Annotated in this window: 22 protein-coding genes; 7 read left to right on the top strand and 15 right to left on the bottom strand. The window is 55.9% G+C overall.

Annotated features, from left to right (window positions below; genetic code table 11):
- On the bottom strand, window positions 1-212 hold a 212-nt coding region (locus tag WCE46_RS06595), incomplete at its 3' end, for a DUF1646 family protein (RefSeq protein WP_424732908.1).
- 177 nt (window positions 213-389) lie between these two features.
- Between WCE46_RS06595 and WCE46_RS06600 the strand changes: the two genes are divergently transcribed.
- The 3 genes from WCE46_RS06600 to WCE46_RS06610 are packed head-to-tail and all read left to right on the top strand — an operon-like array spanning window position 390 to window position 2868.
- On the top strand, window positions 390-587 hold the full coding sequence (locus WCE46_RS06600; RefSeq protein ID WP_424732909.1) for a hypothetical protein: 198 nt from the start codon (window positions 390-392) through the stop codon (window positions 585-587).
- 12 nt (window positions 588-599) lie between these two features.
- Window positions 600-923 carry a hypothetical protein gene (locus WCE46_RS06605; RefSeq protein ID WP_424732910.1) on the top strand — a complete coding sequence of 108 codons (324 nt, stop codon included), beginning with the start codon at window positions 600-602 and terminating at the stop codon, window positions 921-923.
- Window positions 924-951: 28 nt separating this feature from the next.
- Window positions 952-2868, top strand: coding sequence for a V-type ATP synthase subunit I (locus WCE46_RS06610; RefSeq protein WP_424732911.1), 1917 nt, complete (start codon window positions 952-954; stop codon window positions 2866-2868).
- A gap of 313 nt (window positions 2869-3181) precedes the next feature.
- On the opposite strand, the gene WCE46_RS06615 is transcribed toward WCE46_RS06610, so the two are convergent.
- From WCE46_RS06615 to WCE46_RS06650, 8 genes are all read right to left on the bottom strand, one after another.
- Complete coding sequence (locus tag WCE46_RS06615; protein ID WP_424732912.1) at window positions 3182-3841, bottom strand: V-type ATP synthase subunit D; 660 nt, start codon at window positions 3839-3841, stop codon at window positions 3182-3184.
- A 7-nt stretch (window positions 3842-3848) separates the two neighbouring features.
- Window positions 3849-5267, bottom strand: coding sequence for a V-type ATP synthase subunit B (locus WCE46_RS06620; protein ID WP_424732913.1), 1419 nt, complete (start codon window positions 5265-5267; stop codon window positions 3849-3851).
- The gene (locus WCE46_RS06625; RefSeq protein WP_424732914.1) at window positions 5264-7003 is read right to left on the bottom strand and encodes a V-type ATP synthase subunit A; all 1740 of its coding nucleotides are present in this window, start codon (window positions 7001-7003) and stop codon (window positions 5264-5266) included. Before WCE46_RS06625 ends, WCE46_RS06620 begins: the two co-directional genes overlap by 4 nt.
- A gap of 4 nt (window positions 7004-7007) precedes the next feature.
- Window positions 7008-7328, bottom strand: coding sequence for a V-type ATP synthase subunit F (locus tag WCE46_RS06630; protein ID WP_424732915.1), 321 nt, complete (start codon window positions 7326-7328; stop codon window positions 7008-7010).
- The gene (locus WCE46_RS06635; RefSeq protein ID WP_424732916.1) at window positions 7321-8370 is read right to left on the bottom strand and encodes a V-type ATPase subunit; all 1050 of its coding nucleotides are present in this window, start codon (window positions 8368-8370) and stop codon (window positions 7321-7323) included. Before WCE46_RS06635 ends, WCE46_RS06630 begins: the two co-directional genes overlap by 8 nt.
- Before the next feature lies 1 nt (window position 8371).
- Window positions 8372-8956 (bottom strand): V-type ATP synthase subunit E, encoded by a 585-nt coding sequence (locus WCE46_RS06640; protein WP_424732917.1) that lies wholly within the window; start codon window positions 8954-8956, stop codon window positions 8372-8374.
- A gap of 147 nt (window positions 8957-9103) precedes the next feature.
- Window positions 9104-9322 (bottom strand): ATPase, encoded by a 219-nt coding sequence (locus WCE46_RS06645; RefSeq protein ID WP_424732918.1) that lies wholly within the window; start codon window positions 9320-9322, stop codon window positions 9104-9106.
- A 109-nt stretch (window positions 9323-9431) separates the two neighbouring features.
- Window positions 9432-9770: a hypothetical protein gene (locus WCE46_RS06650; protein WP_424732919.1), complete on the bottom strand. Its 339-nt coding sequence runs from the start codon at window positions 9768-9770 to the stop codon at window positions 9432-9434.
- A 180-nt stretch (window positions 9771-9950) separates the two neighbouring features.
- Here WCE46_RS06650 and WCE46_RS06655 point away from each other — a divergent pair, with 180 nt between their 5' ends.
- Window positions 9951-10280 (top strand): hypothetical protein, encoded by a 330-nt coding sequence (locus WCE46_RS06655; RefSeq protein WP_424732920.1) that lies wholly within the window; start codon window positions 9951-9953, stop codon window positions 10278-10280.
- Window positions 10281-10503: 223 nt separating this feature from the next.
- On the opposite strand, the gene WCE46_RS06660 is transcribed toward WCE46_RS06655, so the two are convergent.
- The 6 genes from WCE46_RS06660 to WCE46_RS06685 form a co-directional block, all read right to left on the bottom strand.
- On the bottom strand, window positions 10504-11667 hold the full coding sequence (locus WCE46_RS06660) for an aconitase X (protein ID WP_424732921.1): 1164 nt from the start codon (window positions 11665-11667) through the stop codon (window positions 10504-10506).
- Window positions 11668-11672: 5 nt separating this feature from the next.
- Window positions 11673-12914, bottom strand: a complete 1242-nt coding sequence (locus WCE46_RS06665) for a UbiD family decarboxylase (RefSeq protein ID WP_424732922.1) — start codon at window positions 12912-12914, stop codon at window positions 11673-11675.
- Entirely contained in the window at window positions 12907-13461 is a 555-nt protein-coding gene (locus WCE46_RS06670; protein WP_424732923.1) for a UbiX family flavin prenyltransferase, read from the bottom strand. The genes WCE46_RS06665 and WCE46_RS06670 overlap by 8 nt, the downstream gene beginning before the upstream one ends.
- 96 nt (window positions 13462-13557) lie before the next feature.
- Entirely contained in the window at window positions 13558-14010 is a 453-nt protein-coding gene (locus WCE46_RS06675) for a hypothetical protein (RefSeq protein ID WP_424732924.1), read from the bottom strand.
- Between the two features lie 11 nt (window positions 14011-14021).
- The gene (locus WCE46_RS06680; RefSeq protein WP_424732925.1) at window positions 14022-14534 is read right to left on the bottom strand and encodes a hypothetical protein; all 513 of its coding nucleotides are present in this window, start codon (window positions 14532-14534) and stop codon (window positions 14022-14024) included.
- Between the two features lie 65 nt (window positions 14535-14599).
- Window positions 14600-15805, bottom strand: coding sequence for an HD domain-containing protein (locus WCE46_RS06685; protein WP_424732926.1), 1206 nt, complete (start codon window positions 15803-15805; stop codon window positions 14600-14602).
- A gap of 42 nt (window positions 15806-15847) precedes the next feature.
- Here WCE46_RS06685 and cofD point away from each other — a divergent pair, with 42 nt between their 5' ends.
- The 3 genes from cofD to WCE46_RS06700 form a co-directional block, all read left to right on the top strand.
- Window positions 15848-16750, top strand: a complete 903-nt coding sequence (gene cofD, locus WCE46_RS06690; RefSeq protein WP_424732928.1) for a 2-phospho-L-lactate transferase — start codon at window positions 15848-15850, stop codon at window positions 16748-16750.
- A 121-nt stretch (window positions 16751-16871) separates the two neighbouring features.
- Window positions 16872-17822, top strand: a complete 951-nt coding sequence (locus WCE46_RS06695; protein ID WP_424732929.1) for a PEGA domain-containing protein — start codon at window positions 16872-16874, stop codon at window positions 17820-17822.
- 184 nt (window positions 17823-18006) lie between these two features.
- On the top strand, window positions 18007-18383 hold a 377-nt coding region (locus tag WCE46_RS06700; protein ID WP_424732930.1), incomplete at its 3' end, for a HEAT repeat domain-containing protein.

Raw genomic sequence — 18383 nt, forward strand, 5'->3', positions numbered from 1 at the left:
GAGAGGAGCGCTTCCTGTACGATGGCCTGGCTCCAGCCGGTCTGTTCACCGGGAATGACGATCAGGCCGGAGAGTGTCAGGGCCACAACCCCGCAGGAAAACAGGAACACTTCGAGATTGTGCTCGATGACTTTTACCCGGAACGGGAGGATGAGGACGAGAATAAAAATGAGCACCAGTCCGAAGTGTGCAAGCATGTCCATGGAGACCATCTTAAAAACACCCGGCAACAGGTATACAGCCGGTTCCTCATGAGATGAATAGACGCCCAAAAGATTAATGGATTCCTTTTTTGAGATAACAGCCCCCTGACCCCGGCCTAAAGAAAGTATATATCCATCTTCTGAGGTATAGTGCAAGTGATCATCTCCTCTTTGGGGGTGCAGGCTTTGGCGCAGGATCTCCTCAAAACGATCAATACACTGCAGAATACAGCAATCGGGAACTGCCGGAAACGGATAGAGGAGGCTGCGGTAAAAACAAAGGGACTCGTCGGAAACGATTCGCACGATGAGGAGATAGTGCACCCCAACCAGAAACCCTCGTGCGGGGTGACTTCGGTCTTAAAGGAGAAGCACGGGCTCTAGGGAGGGAGATACATGGCAGAACCGGAAAAATCACTCCTGCAGCAGATTCGGGATAAGGAACTGGAGTTCTCAAAGAAGATCGCCACGGCCCGGGCCGATGCAGAATCCGTTATTGCTGCGGCCCGGACTGATGCTGAAGATCTGCTCTGCACCGCGGACACGGCAGGAAAAACGAACGCGGAACAGGTGTACTGGAATGAGCGTGGGAGAACAGAATCTGACATCGAGGCTCTGAAAAGCGCGGCAGAACAGGAAATGAAGCGTGCTTTGCGCGAGGGGGAACAGAACCTCCCTGCGGCAACGGAGCGGATCGTCAGGTACGTGACCATGGAATAATGCCGGGCACCCCCGGAAAAGGAGTCGTATGCTCCAGGCAATGAAACGCATCCAAGTGATCGGGCCAAAAGCGGAGCTGGGTCGTGCAGTCGATCTTTTGTACGAGGCAGGCACCATCCATCTCGAAAACGCTTCGGAACTCATCCCGAAGGACGAGATCAGTCTCGCAAGTATCCGACAGGACGAGGCTGATGAAGTTGCCGGGATCCTCGGCACGATCAGTGCGATCTTCTCCACCCTGCCCGTCATCGCGGACGATCCCGTCATCCAGGCAGGGCTCCGAACCACCCTAGAGAGCAGAACCCATACCGAACTGATTGCACGGGCCCGGACGATTATCCGCACTCTCGAAACAACGACCCGGGAACTGGCGGCAAAGAAAACCGAACTCACCCTTTCGATCGCGACCTTAAACCGGTACGCAAAAGTCCTCGATATCATCCACCCGTTGGAGAAGGAGTTGCCGGCACTCGAAGGGTTCGAGGTCACAATCCTTCTTATCCAGGAGGAGCACCGGGACGTTCTGGAACTGATAAAAAAAGAACTCGACACCATCACCGGCAACCGGTTCGAGATGATCGCAACCTCGGTCGATGCCGATACCCTCGCTGCCATCATGGTCTTTCCGAAAAAATATTCCGGGGAGATCCACACCTTCATCTACTCCGTGAACGTGAATGAAGTGCGGCTCCCGAAGGATTATGCTGGCAGACCCTTTTACGAAATGTATGCAATGATAGAAGAGAACCGGCTCCGTTCGCAGGAGGAAATCTCCCGGATCGATGCGGAGCTGCTCGCCCTCTCGAACACGTGGTACCAGGAACTCGTCGTCATAAAAAGACAGTTAGAGATAATCCACGGAGAACTGGGCGCATATCGTAACTTCGGGGTATCGGAATACACTTTTGTCATCATGGGCTGGATCCCGAAGAACTACCTGAAACGGACCCGGAACATGTTAAAAGATGCATTCGTGGACCGGGTAATCGTTAACGAGCTACCGGTAACGGAAAAAGACCTGGAAAACGCCCCGGTCTGCTACGATAATCCATCGTGGGTCAAACCTTTCGAGTTCATCATGCAGCTCGTTGCCCTGCCACGGTACCGGGAAGTTGACCCGTCACCGATCCTCGCCATCTTCTTCCCGCTCTTCTTCGGGCTCATGGTCGGGGACATCGGGTATGGCCTCGTCATCCTCGCCTTCGCACTTGTGATCCGGCACCGGTACCAGGCAATCGCGTTTGCAAAAAACCTGGCGAATATCCTGATCATCTCGTCGATCCCGACGATTATCTTCGGGTACCTGTTCGGGGAATTCTTCGGGGATATTGGGGAAACGATGGGCTGGCTCCAGCCGGTGCATATTCTCGGCATCACCTGGAACCGCGTGGATGCCATGATCCCGATGCTCATCCTGGCGATCACCATCGGAGTCATTCACGTCTTCCTGGGTCTGTTCATCGGCATCCGGAACGCGATCATCACGAAAAAACGGAAGCATCTGTACGAGAAGACCGGCATGCTGATGATGATCACGGCGATTATCATCATTGTCGCCATGCTCGCGAAAGCCGTGCCGGCTTTTGCGATGTACCCGGCGATTGTCCTCATCATTGTTGCCCTGCCCCTTATCCTGATGGGGGCCGGGGTATTCGGCACGATTGAGGTGATGAGCACGGTAGGGAACATCCTCTCGTATTCGAGGCTGATGGCAATCGGCATGGCATCGGTGATCCTCGCAATGGTGGCAAACCGGCTCAGCGGTGCGTTCGCGTTTGCCATCATCGGCATCATCGTCGCTCTCCTCCTGCATGCGCTCAACGTTGGACTCGCGATGTTCTCCCCTTCGATCCACGCGATACGTCTCCACCTCGTCGAGTTCTTCTCAAAGTTCTACGAGGGGGGCGGGATGCCGTATAAGCCGTTTAAGAGGGAGGTGCCGTAAGGGGCTGGGTCGCATGTATCGTGAAAGGAAACGGTTCCGGGAATAGTGCCCTACCGGAGTCCCTAACGAGCGTTTTGAAATTTGCACGACATATTTTTTTTAAACCATTATCTCCAATCTGCTTTCCTATGCCGGCCCCAGCAAACCGGGAGGGGGTACCCCCCACTTGCCCCGGCACATGGGTGGGGGGGTGGCCCCCTCTTATAAAAAAGAAGGGAGGGGGGTAGGGGGATCACCCCCCTCCCCCCAAACGATTTTTCCCGGGCGATTCCGGGCAGGATCAGGGATACAGAATTTACTAAAAACCAACCGATTACAATCTTTTCTTCTTCTCCTTCGCCTTCCGTTTCTTCTTCTCGATAATGCTCTTGACCTTCTTGAGCCGGAACAGGTCCTCCCGTTCCCGCTCCTCAATTGCGTTCTTGATATACTTCGCCTGGATCTTCAGCTCCGGGATCAGGATCTGCTCAAGCGCATTCACCCGCCGGCGGTTCATCTGGATCTCGGTCCCAAGCCGCCGCATCGCGGTCTCGATCTCGGCGAGCTTGATCAAGAGATCCAGCTCCACCTCGTACCGCTCGGCCGTTTCATCGATCCGTGCACTGGTCGTAATGATACCGTAACCCCGTTCCAGCATATTCTTGGAGACGCGTTTCTTCTCGATCACCGGGACGGGGACACCCATGATGTTCTTCCCGGTAATATCGACCGTGATCGACCGGCGGGTGGCAAACGATGCAGACCGCAGCGTGACCGGGTCGTCAACGGCCTCTGCGATCATCAGGGCAAGGTCTGCCGCCTGGGAAACCTGCTCCAGCTCGTCGCGGGACTCCGAAACGGTGCTTAAGATCTTGAAGAACTCCTGGATAAGCGCATCCATTTTCTGCCGCAGAAGGTCCCGGCCCTGCTCGGCAAGCCTGATCTGGGCCTTCATCCTCATCAGTTCCATCCTTGTCGGCCGGACCTGCTCCATAGCGTTTTTAGCTCCTCTCTGGGGTTCCTGCCGCTTCGCGTGCCGACGGGTGGTATTTCCGGATGTGCTCTTTTTTTATCCGCTTAAGCTCGTCCTCCGGCAGGGTACTGAAGAGATCCCACGCGATGGAGAGGGTCTTTTCGATCGGCCGGTCTTCATTGCCCTGCGTAATGAACTTCCGCTCAAATATATCCGCGAACTTCAGGTACTTCCGGTCAAGATCGGTCAGCGCTTCCTCACCAACGATAGAGACGAGCCGTCGGAGGTCGCGCCCGTACGCGTAGCTGGCGTACAGTTGGTCTGCCACACCGCGGTGATCCTCACGGGTCTTGCCCGCGCCGATACCAAGGTTCATGAGACGGGAGAGGCAGGGGAGGGCGTCGATCGGAGGGTCGCCCCCGCGCCGGAAGATATCCCGCGAGAGCACGATCTGGCCTTCGGTGATGTAACCAGTCAGGTCGGGCACCGGGTGGGTGATATCATCGTCCGGCATCGTCAGGATTGGGATCTGGGTAATCGAACCTTGCTTCCCTTTCAGCCGGCCGGCCCGTTCATAGATGGAGGCAAGGTCGGTGTACATATAACCCGGGTATCCGCGCCGGCCGGGTACCTCTTCGCGTGCGGTCGAGATCTCACGCAGGGCCTCGCAGTAATTAATCATATCGGTCAGGATCACGAGGACGTGGAGGTGGTGGGTAAACGCGAGAAATTCTGCGACCGCAAGACCGCACCGCGGGGCCGCCAGCCTCTCGACTGTCGGGTCGTCGGCAAGATTCATGAAGAAGACCACGCGGTCGAGTGCCCCCGTGCGCTCGAAGTCCTGCATGAAGAAGGATGCCTCCTTGTGGGTGATCCCCATCGCCACGAACACGACGGCAAACTGTTCGTCCTCGCCAAGAACCTTTGCTTGCCGAGCGATCTGGGCTGCAAGTTTGCTCGCCGGAAGGCCGGAGCCGGAGAAGATGGGCAGCTTCTGCCCCCGTACAAGCGTGTTAAGGCCATCGATTGCCGACATGCCGGTCTGGATGAAGTCCGCAGGTTTGTCCCGGGCAGACGGGTTGATAGGCATTCCTGCGATATCGAGCACGGCTTCCGGGATGATCTCAGGGCCGTTGTCCCGGGCCTTACCAACCCCGGAAAAGATCCGGCCCAGCATGTCCTTTGAAACCGGGATCCGGGCGGGCTCACCGGTGAACCGGACCGTGGTACCAATAAGATCGATCCCCCGGGTGCCCTCATAGACCTGGACGACCGCGTGATCTTCCGAGATATCGAGCACCTGCCCGTTGCGCTCTTCACCATCATGGAGCGTGATCTTCACGATCTCGCCGAATGACGCTCCTTTCACCCCGGTGACGAAGATCAGCGGGCCCGATACGTAGCCGATCGTCCGGTATTCCCTTGTCAGCAGCGATGAATCCTTCATTTCTCCACCTCCAGCGCCATCAGCGTGATACCGATCTCCTGGTTCAGGTTCCGGATTGCATCCAACTCCCCGGCCTCCTTCATCCTCCCGATAGCCACCCTCAGCGGGAGTGCCTGGATCTGCCGCAGGCTGATCCCCCGGTTCATCGCGAGATTCACCTGCTCGTAATACGACATGATCACGTTAAGCATCAGGTACTGCTTCTCAACTGGGCAGAAAGAGTCGGTGTCGCTGTAGGCGCTCTGCTGGAGAAAGTCCTCGCGGATCATCCGTGTCACTTCGAGGATCGCTTTCTCGCTGTCGGGAAGTGCATCCGGGCCCACCAGCTGGACGATCTCCTGCAACTCCACTTCCTTCTGGAGCAGGTACATCGCCTTGTCCCGGAGTCCCCGCCAGTCAGGGGAAATCGTCCTGCTGTACCACTCAGCGATACTATCAAGGTAGAGCGAATAGCTCTTGATCCAGTTCACCGAGGGAAAATGCCGTCGGTAGGCGAGGTTTGTGTCCAGAGCCCAGAACGTCCCGACCACCCGGAGCGTGTTCTGGGTGATCGGTTCCGAGAAATCCCCGCCGGGTGGTGAGACCGCGCCGACGACCGTGATCGATCCTGTACGATCCCCGGTACCGAGACAGGTAACCCGGCCGGCCCGCTCGTAGAACGCCGCGAGCCGGGTCGCAAGGTACGCCGGATAGCCTTCCTCGCCCGGCATCTCCTCAAGCCTGCCGGAGACCTCTCTTAACGCCTCGCCCCAGCGGGAGGTCGAGTCTGCCATCAGTGCCACATCATACCCCATGTCCCGGAAGTATTCGGCAATGGTGATCCCGGTATAGATCGAGGCCTCCCGGGCGGCGACCGGCATGTTCGAGGTATTGGCGATGAGGACCGTCCGCTGGATTAAGGGGAGATTGGTCCGTGGATCAACCAGCTCCGGGAATTCCGCAAGGACGTCGGTCATTTCGTTGCCCCGCTCCCCGCAGCCGATGTAGACGACGATCTGGGTGTCCGACCACTTGGCAAGCGTCTGTTCGGAGACAGTCTTTCCGGTCCCGAAGCCGCCCGGGATCATTGCCGTCCCGCCTTTTGTCACCGGAAACATGCAGTCGAAAATCCGTTGCCCGGTAATGAGAGGCAGGACCGGATCGAGCTTCTTTTTGTGGGGCCGGGGGATCCGCACCGGCCATGTATGCATCATGGTGAGTTTGATCGAGTCATCAAGAGTGCAGACGATCTCATCGACCGTGAATGCACCTTCACGGATCTCTATGACCTTGCCGGAGACATTCGGGGGAACGAGGACCCGGTGCTCGAACTGGAACTCCGCGACGGTCCCGATAATGTCCCCCGGGGACAGCACGTCACCGGTCTTTACTTGAGGGACAAACTCCCATTTCTTCGACCGGTCGAGGCCCGGGGCAGTGATGCCACGGCCGATAAAATCCCCGCTTTTTTCGAGGAGAACCGGGAGGGGGCGCTGGACACCATCATAGATCGAGGAGAGGAGGCCGGGACCCAGTTCGACAGAGAGGGGGATCCCGGTGTTCTCCACGTTCTCACCCAGCGTGAGGCCCGTGGTGTCCTCGTATACCTGGATGACCGCCTCATCCCCTTCGAGCCTGATGATCTCACCGCGGAGCGCCTCGGTCCCGACATTGACCACGTCGTACATCCGGGAACCCTTCATGCCCTTTGCGATGATCACCGGACCCGACACCCGTGAAATTGTTCCTGAAATCATTTCATCACCTCTTTAGGACGATGTTGTACCCGATCGCCTTTTTGAGCAGCCGCTCGATGTAGGTCCGCCGGTCCACTTCCTTTGTCTTTGCGGGGATCGGTATGATGAGCGGGCGGTGCATCTTTTCGATCCGGTCCATGAGTTTCTCATCAAGTGCCAGCATGTACTCCTCGTTTACAGCCACGATCCCGATGTCATCCTTGTGGAGCAGGGGCGGGATGATCGTCTTCGCATCCTCCACGTTTTTCACTTCGAACACCTCCGCCCCCGCGAGCCGGAAACCCGCGGCCCGTTCGCTGTCCGTCACGATGACAAACTCATACATAGACGAGCTCCTCCCGGAGGTGTTCTATGGGGAAATCAGCAGTCTTGCAGCGCGCGATGACCCGTATATTGGTGATCTCGTTGTACTTCGCCCAGAAGTACCCGATAAGAGAAGCAACGCTCAGGGGATCACCACGGAAGGCCCTCGTGCCCTGCTGTACCAGGTACCGTTCCAGTTCTTTCTCGATGACCGAGATCTTTTGTGCCTTGACGGCGGCCTCGGGGATTCCTGACAGGAACTGGTACCGAAATACGGCCATCTCCGCGAGAGCGTCTTCTATCGTGTGCAGGGCTAGTATCCGGGAGAGTTTCCTGAGATTGAATTCCTGCCCCCCTGCAAGCAGGAATTTCTTTGCTTCTTCCTGGTCGATATGATCCCGGATCATCCGTAGGACCGTCTTGATGTTGACGACGTCAATCTCAAGAGAGAGAATACGCCGGATCATAGCGTTGTTTGCATCAGGGCCTTTTGCCGCACGGAGCGCTTCGTCATAATAATACCGGTCGAGGGCACATTCGAGCATGGCGAGGTCGCCGCCCCGGGCAAACTCCGGGAATGCTGTGGTGAGAGGTTTTGCCCACGGAATGCGCCATGTGGCAAGCAGGTCGATAACCGCCTTTGTATCCTGCTGGCGTACGAGCTCGGTCAATGTCGCTTCGTCCAATTCGCCTACCGGCACGAGGCAGTCGAGGATCTCCTCGTTTGTCACGTGGATATTCTTCCCGCGGAGGATCGTCTTGATGTTCTGGATGTCCCAGCGGTGCAGGAAGATCCTGATGTAGTTCTCCGCTTCCTCTCTCTCTGAAAATGCAAGAATCTTCCGGAAGGTCCGGACAAAATTTTTCCGCAGGGCATACTCGATGCAGGGCATGCCGGCATACCGCCCCTTCGCTTCGATAATGTCATCATGGTAGGGGGTTTTCTCAAGCTCGCCGATCAGGGACCCGAGGTCAGGCTGGAGGATCAGGTTGTCAAGCGTGTGGTGGTCGAGCAACTGGCTCTTCATCCCCCTCATCCGGGCATTGATGTATCCCCAGTCCATATCAACCACCGGCAAGTACGGCGTATATCTCGAGTCTTTTGTGCTCCCGCACCCGTTCGAGCCGGGACTCTATCGTGTTGGAAATGGTGATGTGGCCATCCGGCGAGCTGGCCACAAGGCCGCCCATACACTCCAGATCGGCACGGATCTCACATGAAATCTTCAGTACTGCCAGTGTATTTTTGCAGAGATCCAGATCGCGCGGATCGATATGGACGACGAACGGTGTTTCCCCCATCGCGCTTGCCGTCTCCTCCGCGAGCCGCCTGAATACAGCGGGGTACGTATCATCCTGCCGCAGCCGGCTAAGCTGCTGCCCTGCCGCTTCAAAGGCGGCCTCGAACACCTTCTCCCGGCTTTTCAGGGCCTGCTCCTTGATCGCGCCTTTTGCAAGAAACAGCTGCTTGTTCCTCTCGATAGCCGCAGAGGTTTCTGCTTCTTTTATGGTGAGTTCCTGGATTTTTTCTGCCTGTTCCTTTGCTGCAAACCGGATCGCGTCGGCCTGTTTCTTTGCATTTTTCTGGAGCTCCCGCTCCTTCTCCAGTGCACTCTCCTCCACGGATTTCAAAAGATTTTCATAGGCCATGGCGTCACCGTCCTCTGTCGTTTCGCCAGTGAACCGGTACTGCAACCTGCCCCCGGTGTTCCCGGCCCGGGAGGGGAAAGAAGAATTTTTCTGGGGAACTCAAGTGTTCTGCGGCAGTCTCCCGCACGCAAATATGAGCTGCCCGGATTACGTGATCATCAGGATGATCATCGCGGCGACGACAAAACCGAGGATGACCAGTGTCTCGGGAATGGCTTCGAGGATAATGATCGACCCCACGGTCTCGGGCCGTTCGGCGATCGCACCTGCACCTGCAGCACCAATCCGGGACTGCGCCAGTCCGGTACCTATGGCACCACCGGCAAATGCGATGGCAGCTCCAATCGGGACTTCCCAACCAACCATGTCGATACCTCCCAATGATAGAACCTAACCGAGTACTGGTATATTAAGGTATTGCGCACGTATCCCATGGACCCAGTATTCCACCCGGATTTTCCTGATCCTGTTATGGTCAGAGGGAGGTATTCCGTGAATGAGAGAGGATTGCCTCCATCTTTTCGATAGTTGAACAGGAAAGAGTGTGGTCCCGCAGTCCTGCACCGAGTGTAAGGAGATCCCTGATATCCTGCTTCGTGAGCGTGGAGAAGGAGTACTGATCCCATCTCTCCCGTTCAAGGCAAATCCAGAGTTCTCCGAGAATTTCCCGGAGCAGCATGCAGTCAGCCGCACACAGTGACGGCCAGTCGACAGCCTGGGCACGCCGTATTTTCTCCACCGCGTCTTCGACTGCCTGTTCCTTTACGAGCTGGAACCGCCGCCGGCCCAGTTCCTCATCACGGGTTTGGGACATAGGTGTAGTGTATCGGAATTATTCAGTTCCGGTTTATAGAATTTTCCCTGGCAAGTCCAGTCCGGAAAGGGTCGGACAGGAAATGTGGATCCCCCATGTTCATGCCGGGCCTGCCACAAAGTATATGGTTGCACAGCGGGATTCACTCATCATCCCCCTATGGGGATGGGAGGAGCATGTATGCCAGAAGCAACCCAGGCCGAGATCGGACGGCGGATGTATCATGTCCTGCGCGAAAAAAGGGTCGAGCGGGCAATTAAACTGATACAACAGGGCCTCGGGCCAGAGTGGAAGTCCTTTGCCGAGGAGAAGATTATCCTCCTCGGTCACCTGTTGCAGTGCACCTGGAACACGATCGACCAGGACGTCTGGGAGAAGATTCCCTTTGCACATGCCAGTAAAACTGATATCGATCGCATCCTATCGTTTGGCGAAGGAGTTCGGCCGGGGAAGAACCCGAAGCCGGAAGCAATCGGGGAGATCAAAAATATCCTGCTGGGACTCTCCTGAATTTTTTCTTTTTTAATACATTCCCACCGTAACGATCGGTTATGTTGTGTGTTGCCCCTATGGGTAATGAGAGATAATACGGGTGATTTGCCGTGCAGGATCCTGAAATGAGGATGTTTTCATGGAGACTTGCAGTTGCCGAAGGGATGTGCAGGATTTCAGGAGGACCCGGACAGGTTCTTCGACACTGGTGGCACAAAAAGTGGGATAGGATAGTTAAGGATTATTCCGTTGCGACCCGGATGCAGTCTTCAAGCGTCCCGATCCGGGCCTTTCCCCCGCACATGTTGGGCACATATGCCAGCGCTTTTCCTGAGTTGACCATAATTGAACAGTATTGCTCCATCACCGGCGAGACGACCATGCAGGTATCGGCAAAGACCCGGGCCCCGCTCTTCTCGATATTATCAACAATTCTGGCATTTTTGTCGATCACGCCCTGTGCGGCAAAGACATAGAGCGGTTTTGTCACGATGTTCCCGGCAAGAAGCCGGGCGATCTCTGCGAGTTCTGCCGGGGAGCAGTGCGGGCATCCGAGAGCAACTGCATCGACCGGGATATCAGTAAACAGCCGGGAAATCTCTGCCTGCTCGACCGGGACCGCTTCGATACCAGAGAGATCATACCGGTTCTTCTGTGCCTCTGGGGTTATACCCTCGACATGGTAGAGCGCCACGGCCCCGGTCGCCGCCATTGCCGCCCCGATGGCTTTGAGCGAGTCTGCACCCAGGGTTATGCCCCGGAAGTACGGGATCCGGTTACCCACAATTTTTCCTGCGTGGTACCCGAGCGCCCCGTAATCGGCGATCGTCCACTTCGATGTATCGGCATGGACATCGATCACCATCTGCGGCAGGCGGTTTTTATCGAGATGCAGCCCGTAGCAGGGCGTCTTTCCGATGATAGCCGCGGCAAGGGCGGAGGGGCCCCCCTCCCGGTTTGTCCGGGCCCCGATCACGGAGTTCGCGTAGCAAACCGCCGACGACTCCGACCAGGCAAGGTGATCGCCGTACTGGGTCTCGTACAGGTAATACGGGGTGCAGGTGCAGTCAAGCTGGATGCCAAGCCGCTCATATGCGGCGACAACGGCCTGCTGGTTCTCGGCAAATGCCGGGTCGATCCCCATCTCCTCCCACCGGGTCCGGGCCATGCCGATCGGGTTTAGGACCGCGGGAACAACCGCCTTTGCATCGAGGCTTGCCAGCCATTCAAGGCCGTATTTCCCGATCGTCTTATAGGACGCCCCGCTGACCTGTGCGCTCGCGATCGGGACGAGCCGTTCTGCCCCGAACACTTTCCCAAGGGCGACAAGGAGTTCAAGCAGTTTCTGACGGGTCTCGCCTTCTTCCCCGGCAAGGATCCGTTCATCTTCCGGGTCGAGATGCATGCCGGTCACCATGTGGCACGCCGGAATTCGTCTTCGTGGCCGAGGACCATCGTCGCATCGACCCCGATCTTCACGTTCGTGCCGTCCTCTTTCTGGCAGGGGTCAAGCGAAGAACCGCGGACACCGGTGATCACCATGATGTCCCTGTCGCCACTCACCCGGGTTGCGATAGCATACTCGACATCGTACGGATCCGTGGGATTGATGTCCTCGTCCACAACAACCACGTGCTTGAGCGAGGTGTGGGCTGCAAAGGCCGCCATAATCGCGTTCTTCCCGTCGCCCTGTGTGCTCTTTTTGATCTGGACGACCGCGTGGAGGTACCCGCAGCCACCCTTGGTGAGGACGACATTTCTGACCTCGGTGACTCCCGCAACCGCCTTGTAGATCTTGGGCTCGTAGGGACAGCCCATCAGGACCTTGTGCTCGTCGCCGCCGGGCAGGATGCTGTGGTAAATGAAGTCCGGTTTTGTGTACATGCCGGTGAACTCGATCACCGGCTGGCGCCGGACCGGGTCGTAGGTGCCCGTGATATCGACAAACGGGCCTTCGTCCGTGACATCCGGCCCGATGAACCCTTCAAGGACAATCTCCGCATCGGCAGGGACAAGCACGCCGTTGCTGCATTCCTTTACGTGGATCGTCCCGCCGAGGAGTTCTGCCGCATAGGCCAGCTCTTTTCCCGTCGGGACCCGGGTGCAGCTCGCAAAGGTCACGGCAGGGTGCGCCCCGATCACCATTGCAACCGGCAGGCGTTCCCCGCAGGCAAGCGCTTTTTTGTGCATCACGTACGTGTGCCGGCCCTCAACGAGCCGGGCCGCCACTCTGGTGTCGTCAAGGACGAGCATGCGGTGGATGGACGCGTTCTCCACCCCATCCCATTTCGAAAAGACAACGCCGGCGGTGAAGTATTTCCCGGCGTCTTTTGGGAAGAAATGCATGACCGGGATCTTTGAGAGTGCCGGTTTTTTCATGGCAAGTTTCCCGTCGTTTATGATCTTCCCGTCAAAATTTGCATCGGCGAGTTTTTTTACGAGGTTCTTCTCATCGATGCCCAGTGCAAGCGAAAGAGCGTGCCGGTTGGCCGTCACGTTCATGACCGCCCGGGCGCCGCCGATATTGTGGAAAAAGAGAAGCTTGTCCGTTGCAGACGCCTGTTGTGCCGCCTTCATATCGTCCGGGGTGCGCGGCTCGTGGACATCGATGACCCGTCCCGCTTTTCGCATCTTTTCAATAAATTCACGCATCGTAACCACTCCAGCGTTCTGTAAGCGTATGATCGACCCCGAGGTGATCAAGGACCCGGGCCACCACCATGTCCACGAGATCATCAATCTTCTCCGGGCGGTGGTAGAACCCCGGGCATGCGGGCATGATCGTCGCCCCGGCCTCGTGTGCGGCAAGCATGTTTGTCAGGTGAATCTTCGAGAGCGGCATCTCGCGGGTGACAAGGATGCACTTCCGGCGCTCCTTTAAGCAGACATCCGCAGTCCGGGTGATCAGGTTGTCCGCGTAGCCGGATGCAATTGCGGAAAGGGTCTTTGCACTGCACGGGACAATGACCATCCCGTCGTGCCGGTGCGAGCCGCTTGCAATATCAGCACTGATCGCACCGATGTCGTGGTACGTTGCATCAAAGCCTGAAAGATCCACCCCTTCGTGGTGTGCAATCTCCTGCGCGACATCCGATATGATGAGATGCACACGGGCATCATTACACATTACATCGAGAAGGCGCCGGGCATAGCAGATCCCGCTTGCTCCGGTCACCCCGACCACGTATTCCTTTTTCATATATACCACCCTGCTCTCCTGTGATACCAATGTCGGAGCCTCTAGGTAAAAGTGTTTATGCCGAAGGAATGAGGCAAGGTGGGAAAAACAAGGGCTTTATTTCCGCGCCGGGGCAAAGAAACGGTACCGCACCTGGGACTCTTCGACCCGGCGGGCATGGGTCGGGTTGAGATCGCGGCGGGCTTCAATGACAATCGTATTGAGGATATTATGGAGCCGGAGCGTGTCGAAGTCCTTGTCTTTGTGCTCGTTGAAGAAATCCAGAAGATCGCTTACACTCTTGAGTACCCCGGAACTTGCAATAAGGTTGAGCCGGTTGAGGGTAAGGGCAAGGTTCTTTTTTGCAATATCCATCTTGTAACTGTCGCCACCGGAGAGGTTGATCTCGGTCACGGCATTTAACAGATCAGTGTATACCTTGAGTTTGTAGCTGCTCTCGTGCATCCTGCGCTCCTCGGAGCGGAGTTTGAGGACGGAGACCGCAAGAATGACTATGACGATAACTGTACCGCATGTGATAACAAACACGTCGCCGATTACATCACTCATCTCATTTCACCTTAAGGAAGCCTCTTTGCAACATCCAGATCTACTTTGACCAGGTTCCCCTTCATTTCAATTTTGTAGGGGCCCGTCGTGTACATCGGGTATTGCTGGTATGTGTCATAAGAATATGTCCGGCCAAAGCCATATGTCTGGCTCTTCAAGGAGTCAAGATTGGTTACGGTCATCTCAAACCAGCAATACTGCGGGTCATCATTTAATGGGAGTACGGTAAACACGATCCCCCAAGAGGGATCATCGATCCTGAACTGCTCGGTAAAATTGTCATTCTCGCTGTTAAAAGAATAGGATTTCTGGAGGTAATGATCTCCAAGAGAAAGTGGCGCCTGAGTAGCGGTCACAACCGCCGTTGTTTCCTGAACACCGCTGGCAGATGGTGCAGGGGTAATATTCGCATTCGACCCCCCCGTGCCGCCGGTCGTGCACCCTGCAACAACAACGCCCGCGAGAATCAGGAACATACCCGCGATCAGGTATTTTTTCATAGGGGTGAATGTAGGAAATGCCACCTATTAGAGTTTTTTATCCTTCCACCGGGATTTTGGTACAGCCTGCCATCACAGGCCGGATCGGATCAGAAGAGTGTGTCCTGCCGGGTCGGCTTTTTTATGTGCAGGATCTCTGCGGCTGCATCGGCAACTGCATCGCGGTACTCCGGAAGAGTATACACCCCCAGCCGCCACTGCTCGCGCCGGGTCTGGTTGAGCGTCTGGAGCCGGGGGGACAACTCGGCAAAACCGACGAGGGCATGCCGGTTTTTTACCTGAACTTCTAACGACATATCCCCAGGAACCGGAGGGATATCCACGAGTACATCAGCAGCCTGGCACCCGGCTATACTGGCAATATCTTCTGCAACCTCCCGCGATCGCTCAAGCGACCAGCCGGTTTGGAAGGCCACCGTATTGACCAGATCCTGCCCGGCATAGATGGCCCGCTTGTAGAGCCGCCGGCCATAGAGTCGCTCTGCCATATCGCGGGAAAGGGTGCTTTTTGAGTTTTTGAGTACATGAATGCACTCAGCATCGTCGAGTGTACAGATCCGCTCAATACCCCCGCGCGGATGTGTTGCCAGATGATCGAGCATCGCAATCTGGAACATGCACTCCCCGATACGGCTCACATGGTGGTAGTAGACGGTCGGGCGCATCAGGGTCCGTGCGATGAGCAGTGATTCTGCCGCATTGATCCCGTTCTCATCGAGTGCGATCCCTTCCGTAGTCAGGTGGAGATTCCTGATGAGACGGTGCGCATCGACTGTGCCGTACGGAGCGCCGGTATAGTACGCGTCCCGGAGCAGGTAATCCATCCGGTCCACATCAAGATCGCCGTGGATGATTCCTGAAAGGGAGTGGCGGCCTTTTACGACTGCGCACAGGTCAGAGGGCACTATCCCCAGTGGCTCCAGCAGCGCCGCGAACTGTGCATCTACGATACCGGCAATATCATCATGAGTACGGCCAAGCCGGGCCTCCATCAGGGGTTCACTTGCATGGGAGAACGGCCCGTGGCCCACATCATGGAGGAGCGCCGCCACGAGTACGAGCAGCCGGTCTTCCTTTGAGAGACCAAACTGCCGGCATGCGACGCCGGCCAAGTGCATCGTACCCACAGAGTGTTCAAACCGGGTATGGTTGGCCCCGGGATACACCAAGTAGGAGAACCCAAGCTGCCGGATATAGCGCAATCGCTGAATGGCAGGGGAATCAAGAAGCGGCAGGATCTCTTCGTCGATTTCCACATAGCCATGGACCGGGTCCTTGATGATCTTGGGATTCACTCTAAAGAATCTTCATATACATCGCATAAAAGTATTCTAGTAATGATCACGTTCCTTTCGGGCGGGACTGGCACTCCGAAGCTGCTGCGCGGGATGCAGAAGGTGATGGACAGGCATGAGATCTCGGTAGTGGTAAACACGGCCGAGGACATCTGGATCTCCGGTAACCACATATCACCGGACCTCGATACCGTCATGTACCTTTTTGCCGGTGTGCTCAATACCGACACATGGTGGGGTATACGGAACGACACATTCACGACACACGACGAGATCACCCGGATAGGCCTCGATGAGTTTATCGCGATCGGGGATCACGATCGGGCGGTTCACATCGCGCGGGGAAACATGCTCCGGGACGGCATGAGGCTGACCAATATCACAAAGAACCTCTGCGATCGTTTCGGCGTACGGGAGAATGTCCTGCCGATGTCAGATACCGAAGTGACGACCCGGGTAAAAACCGATCTGGGCCTCATCCACTACCAGGAATACTGGGTGCGGAGCAAAGGCAGGATCCCGATCCAAGGCGTCGTCCGCTGTTCAAAGGAATCCCCGGAAAGTTCAGAGGAAGTACTGCAGGCTGTCGCTGCAAGCGAGGTCGTGGTCATCGGGCCGTCAAACCCGATTACGAGCATCACCCCAATTCTTGAATGCAGGAGTCTCAAAGACGCTTTGAGGAATAAATTTGTGATTGCCGTGAGCCCATTTATCGGGAATGCCCCGGTGAGCGGTCCTGCCGCCGAACTTATGAAGGCCTCGGGCTTTGAAGCGACATCGGCAGGCACCGCAGGATGCTACAGGGATATCGTCGATCTCTTTATTCAGGATATCCGCGATCCTGTCGAGGTAAAAGATGCGATACGGCTGGATACGCTGATGACCGGTGAAGAAAAAAGCATTGAACTTGCGGAAAAAATTCTGCATCTTGCAGACAGGAACTGATTTTTCCCATACTCATTTTCTGATGAGGATCTGGGATATTCCCGCCTTTTATCATAAAAAAACATTGCACAAGTATTTTAATTGATAATCATGATAACCTCTCCACTATAAGGGATACGGAATGAAGCGGATTCTCATTATTTCGGCATTAATACTCTGTGTTATAATTTGCGGGTGCACATCGACCCAGACATCCGGTAAACCGTCCGGAACACTCCAGTTTTCAACCTCACCGGAAGGTGCGCAGATATATCTCGATAACCAGTACTACGGGACTACCCCGAGTACTCTTCCCGGGGTATCGACCGGTGCTCATACCCTTGAATTCCGTTATTCCGGTTACCAGAACTGGCATGCCAATATCACGGTGACAGCAGGATCCTCGACATATTCCGCGGCATTGACGCCCCTCGTATCCCAGACAACGACCCAGCCTGTCCAGACACCGGGAGGAATATTCACACAGGGACAGGTCGTCACAACAACAGCGCCGGCCACTCAGGCCACCGTGACTGTCACGGCTGGCCAGGATATCATGGTCATTGGTCAATCGCAGACCTTCTCCGGCACCTGCACGGGAAGTGGTGCCGTAGTACTGACTCTCTATGGACCGGGTGCATACACGAACGGGGTTCTTGTGGCCCAGCCGTTGGTCAACGGAGATAATTCTTGGAGTTACACGTGGAACCCTGGGTACTCCCTGATATCAGGGTCGTATACAATGATTGCCTCTGACAAGGCAAAAACCACTTCAGACAAAGTGACATTCTCCGTTGTCGGAGGGGGAACTATTGGTATCACCGCAAGCAATTTTGTCGTGAGTCAGGGAGATACGGTAACATTTTCCGGGCTCTGTACAACCGGGGCGAAAAGTGTTACCCTGACGTTATACGGACCCGGGCAATACGCCAATGGTGCAGAGATCGCGACACTGCCCCTCAATGCGGATAACTCATGGTCGTATAAATACACGTTCGACCTGTCAAAACCGCTGGGATCGTATACCATGACAGTGGAGGATGCACAAAACACCGCGTCGTCTTCCGTAGCAATTACCCTGAATCATGGGTAGAAGGACAGCGCGAATATGAGGGAACACGAAAAATCCCCCGGTAATTTTTGTTAAAAATTTCATGGACGCGATAATCGGGAAGCGCCCTGTTATTTTTCCCCAGAAAGGCAATCTGACTTGATAATGGGCATGCGATACCTATTTGAAGGATTTATACAAACAATGAACCAAAGGGAGAGATTCGATGGCAATTATTAAAAAAATTCTCAACATATTCAAGTCCGGAAGCCGTGAGGAGGAGGAAGCACGACTGCGTGCCCAGCGGGAACGCTACGAGAATTTCCTCAAGGCACTCACCAGCGGCGATCTTGACACCCGCTGGAATGCTGTCCGTTCGGTCGGCGATCTTGGGGAGCCATTCATTGAGCCGCTCATCAGTGGGCTCAAAGATGAGTTCTGGATCATCCGGAGGGGCTCTGCCGATACGCTGGGTAAGATCGGTGCACCTGCAGTCGTACCGTTGATCGGGGCTCTCGCCGATCCGGGCGAGGATGTCCGACAGGAAACGATCCGGGCACTCCAGCTCATTGGTGAGCCGGCGGTCACCCCGCTTATCCAGTC

The sequence above is a fragment of the Methanoregula sp. genome, assembly GCF_049690535.1.
Classification (GTDB): Archaea; Halobacteriota; Methanomicrobia; order Methanomicrobiales; family Methanospirillaceae; genus Methanoregula.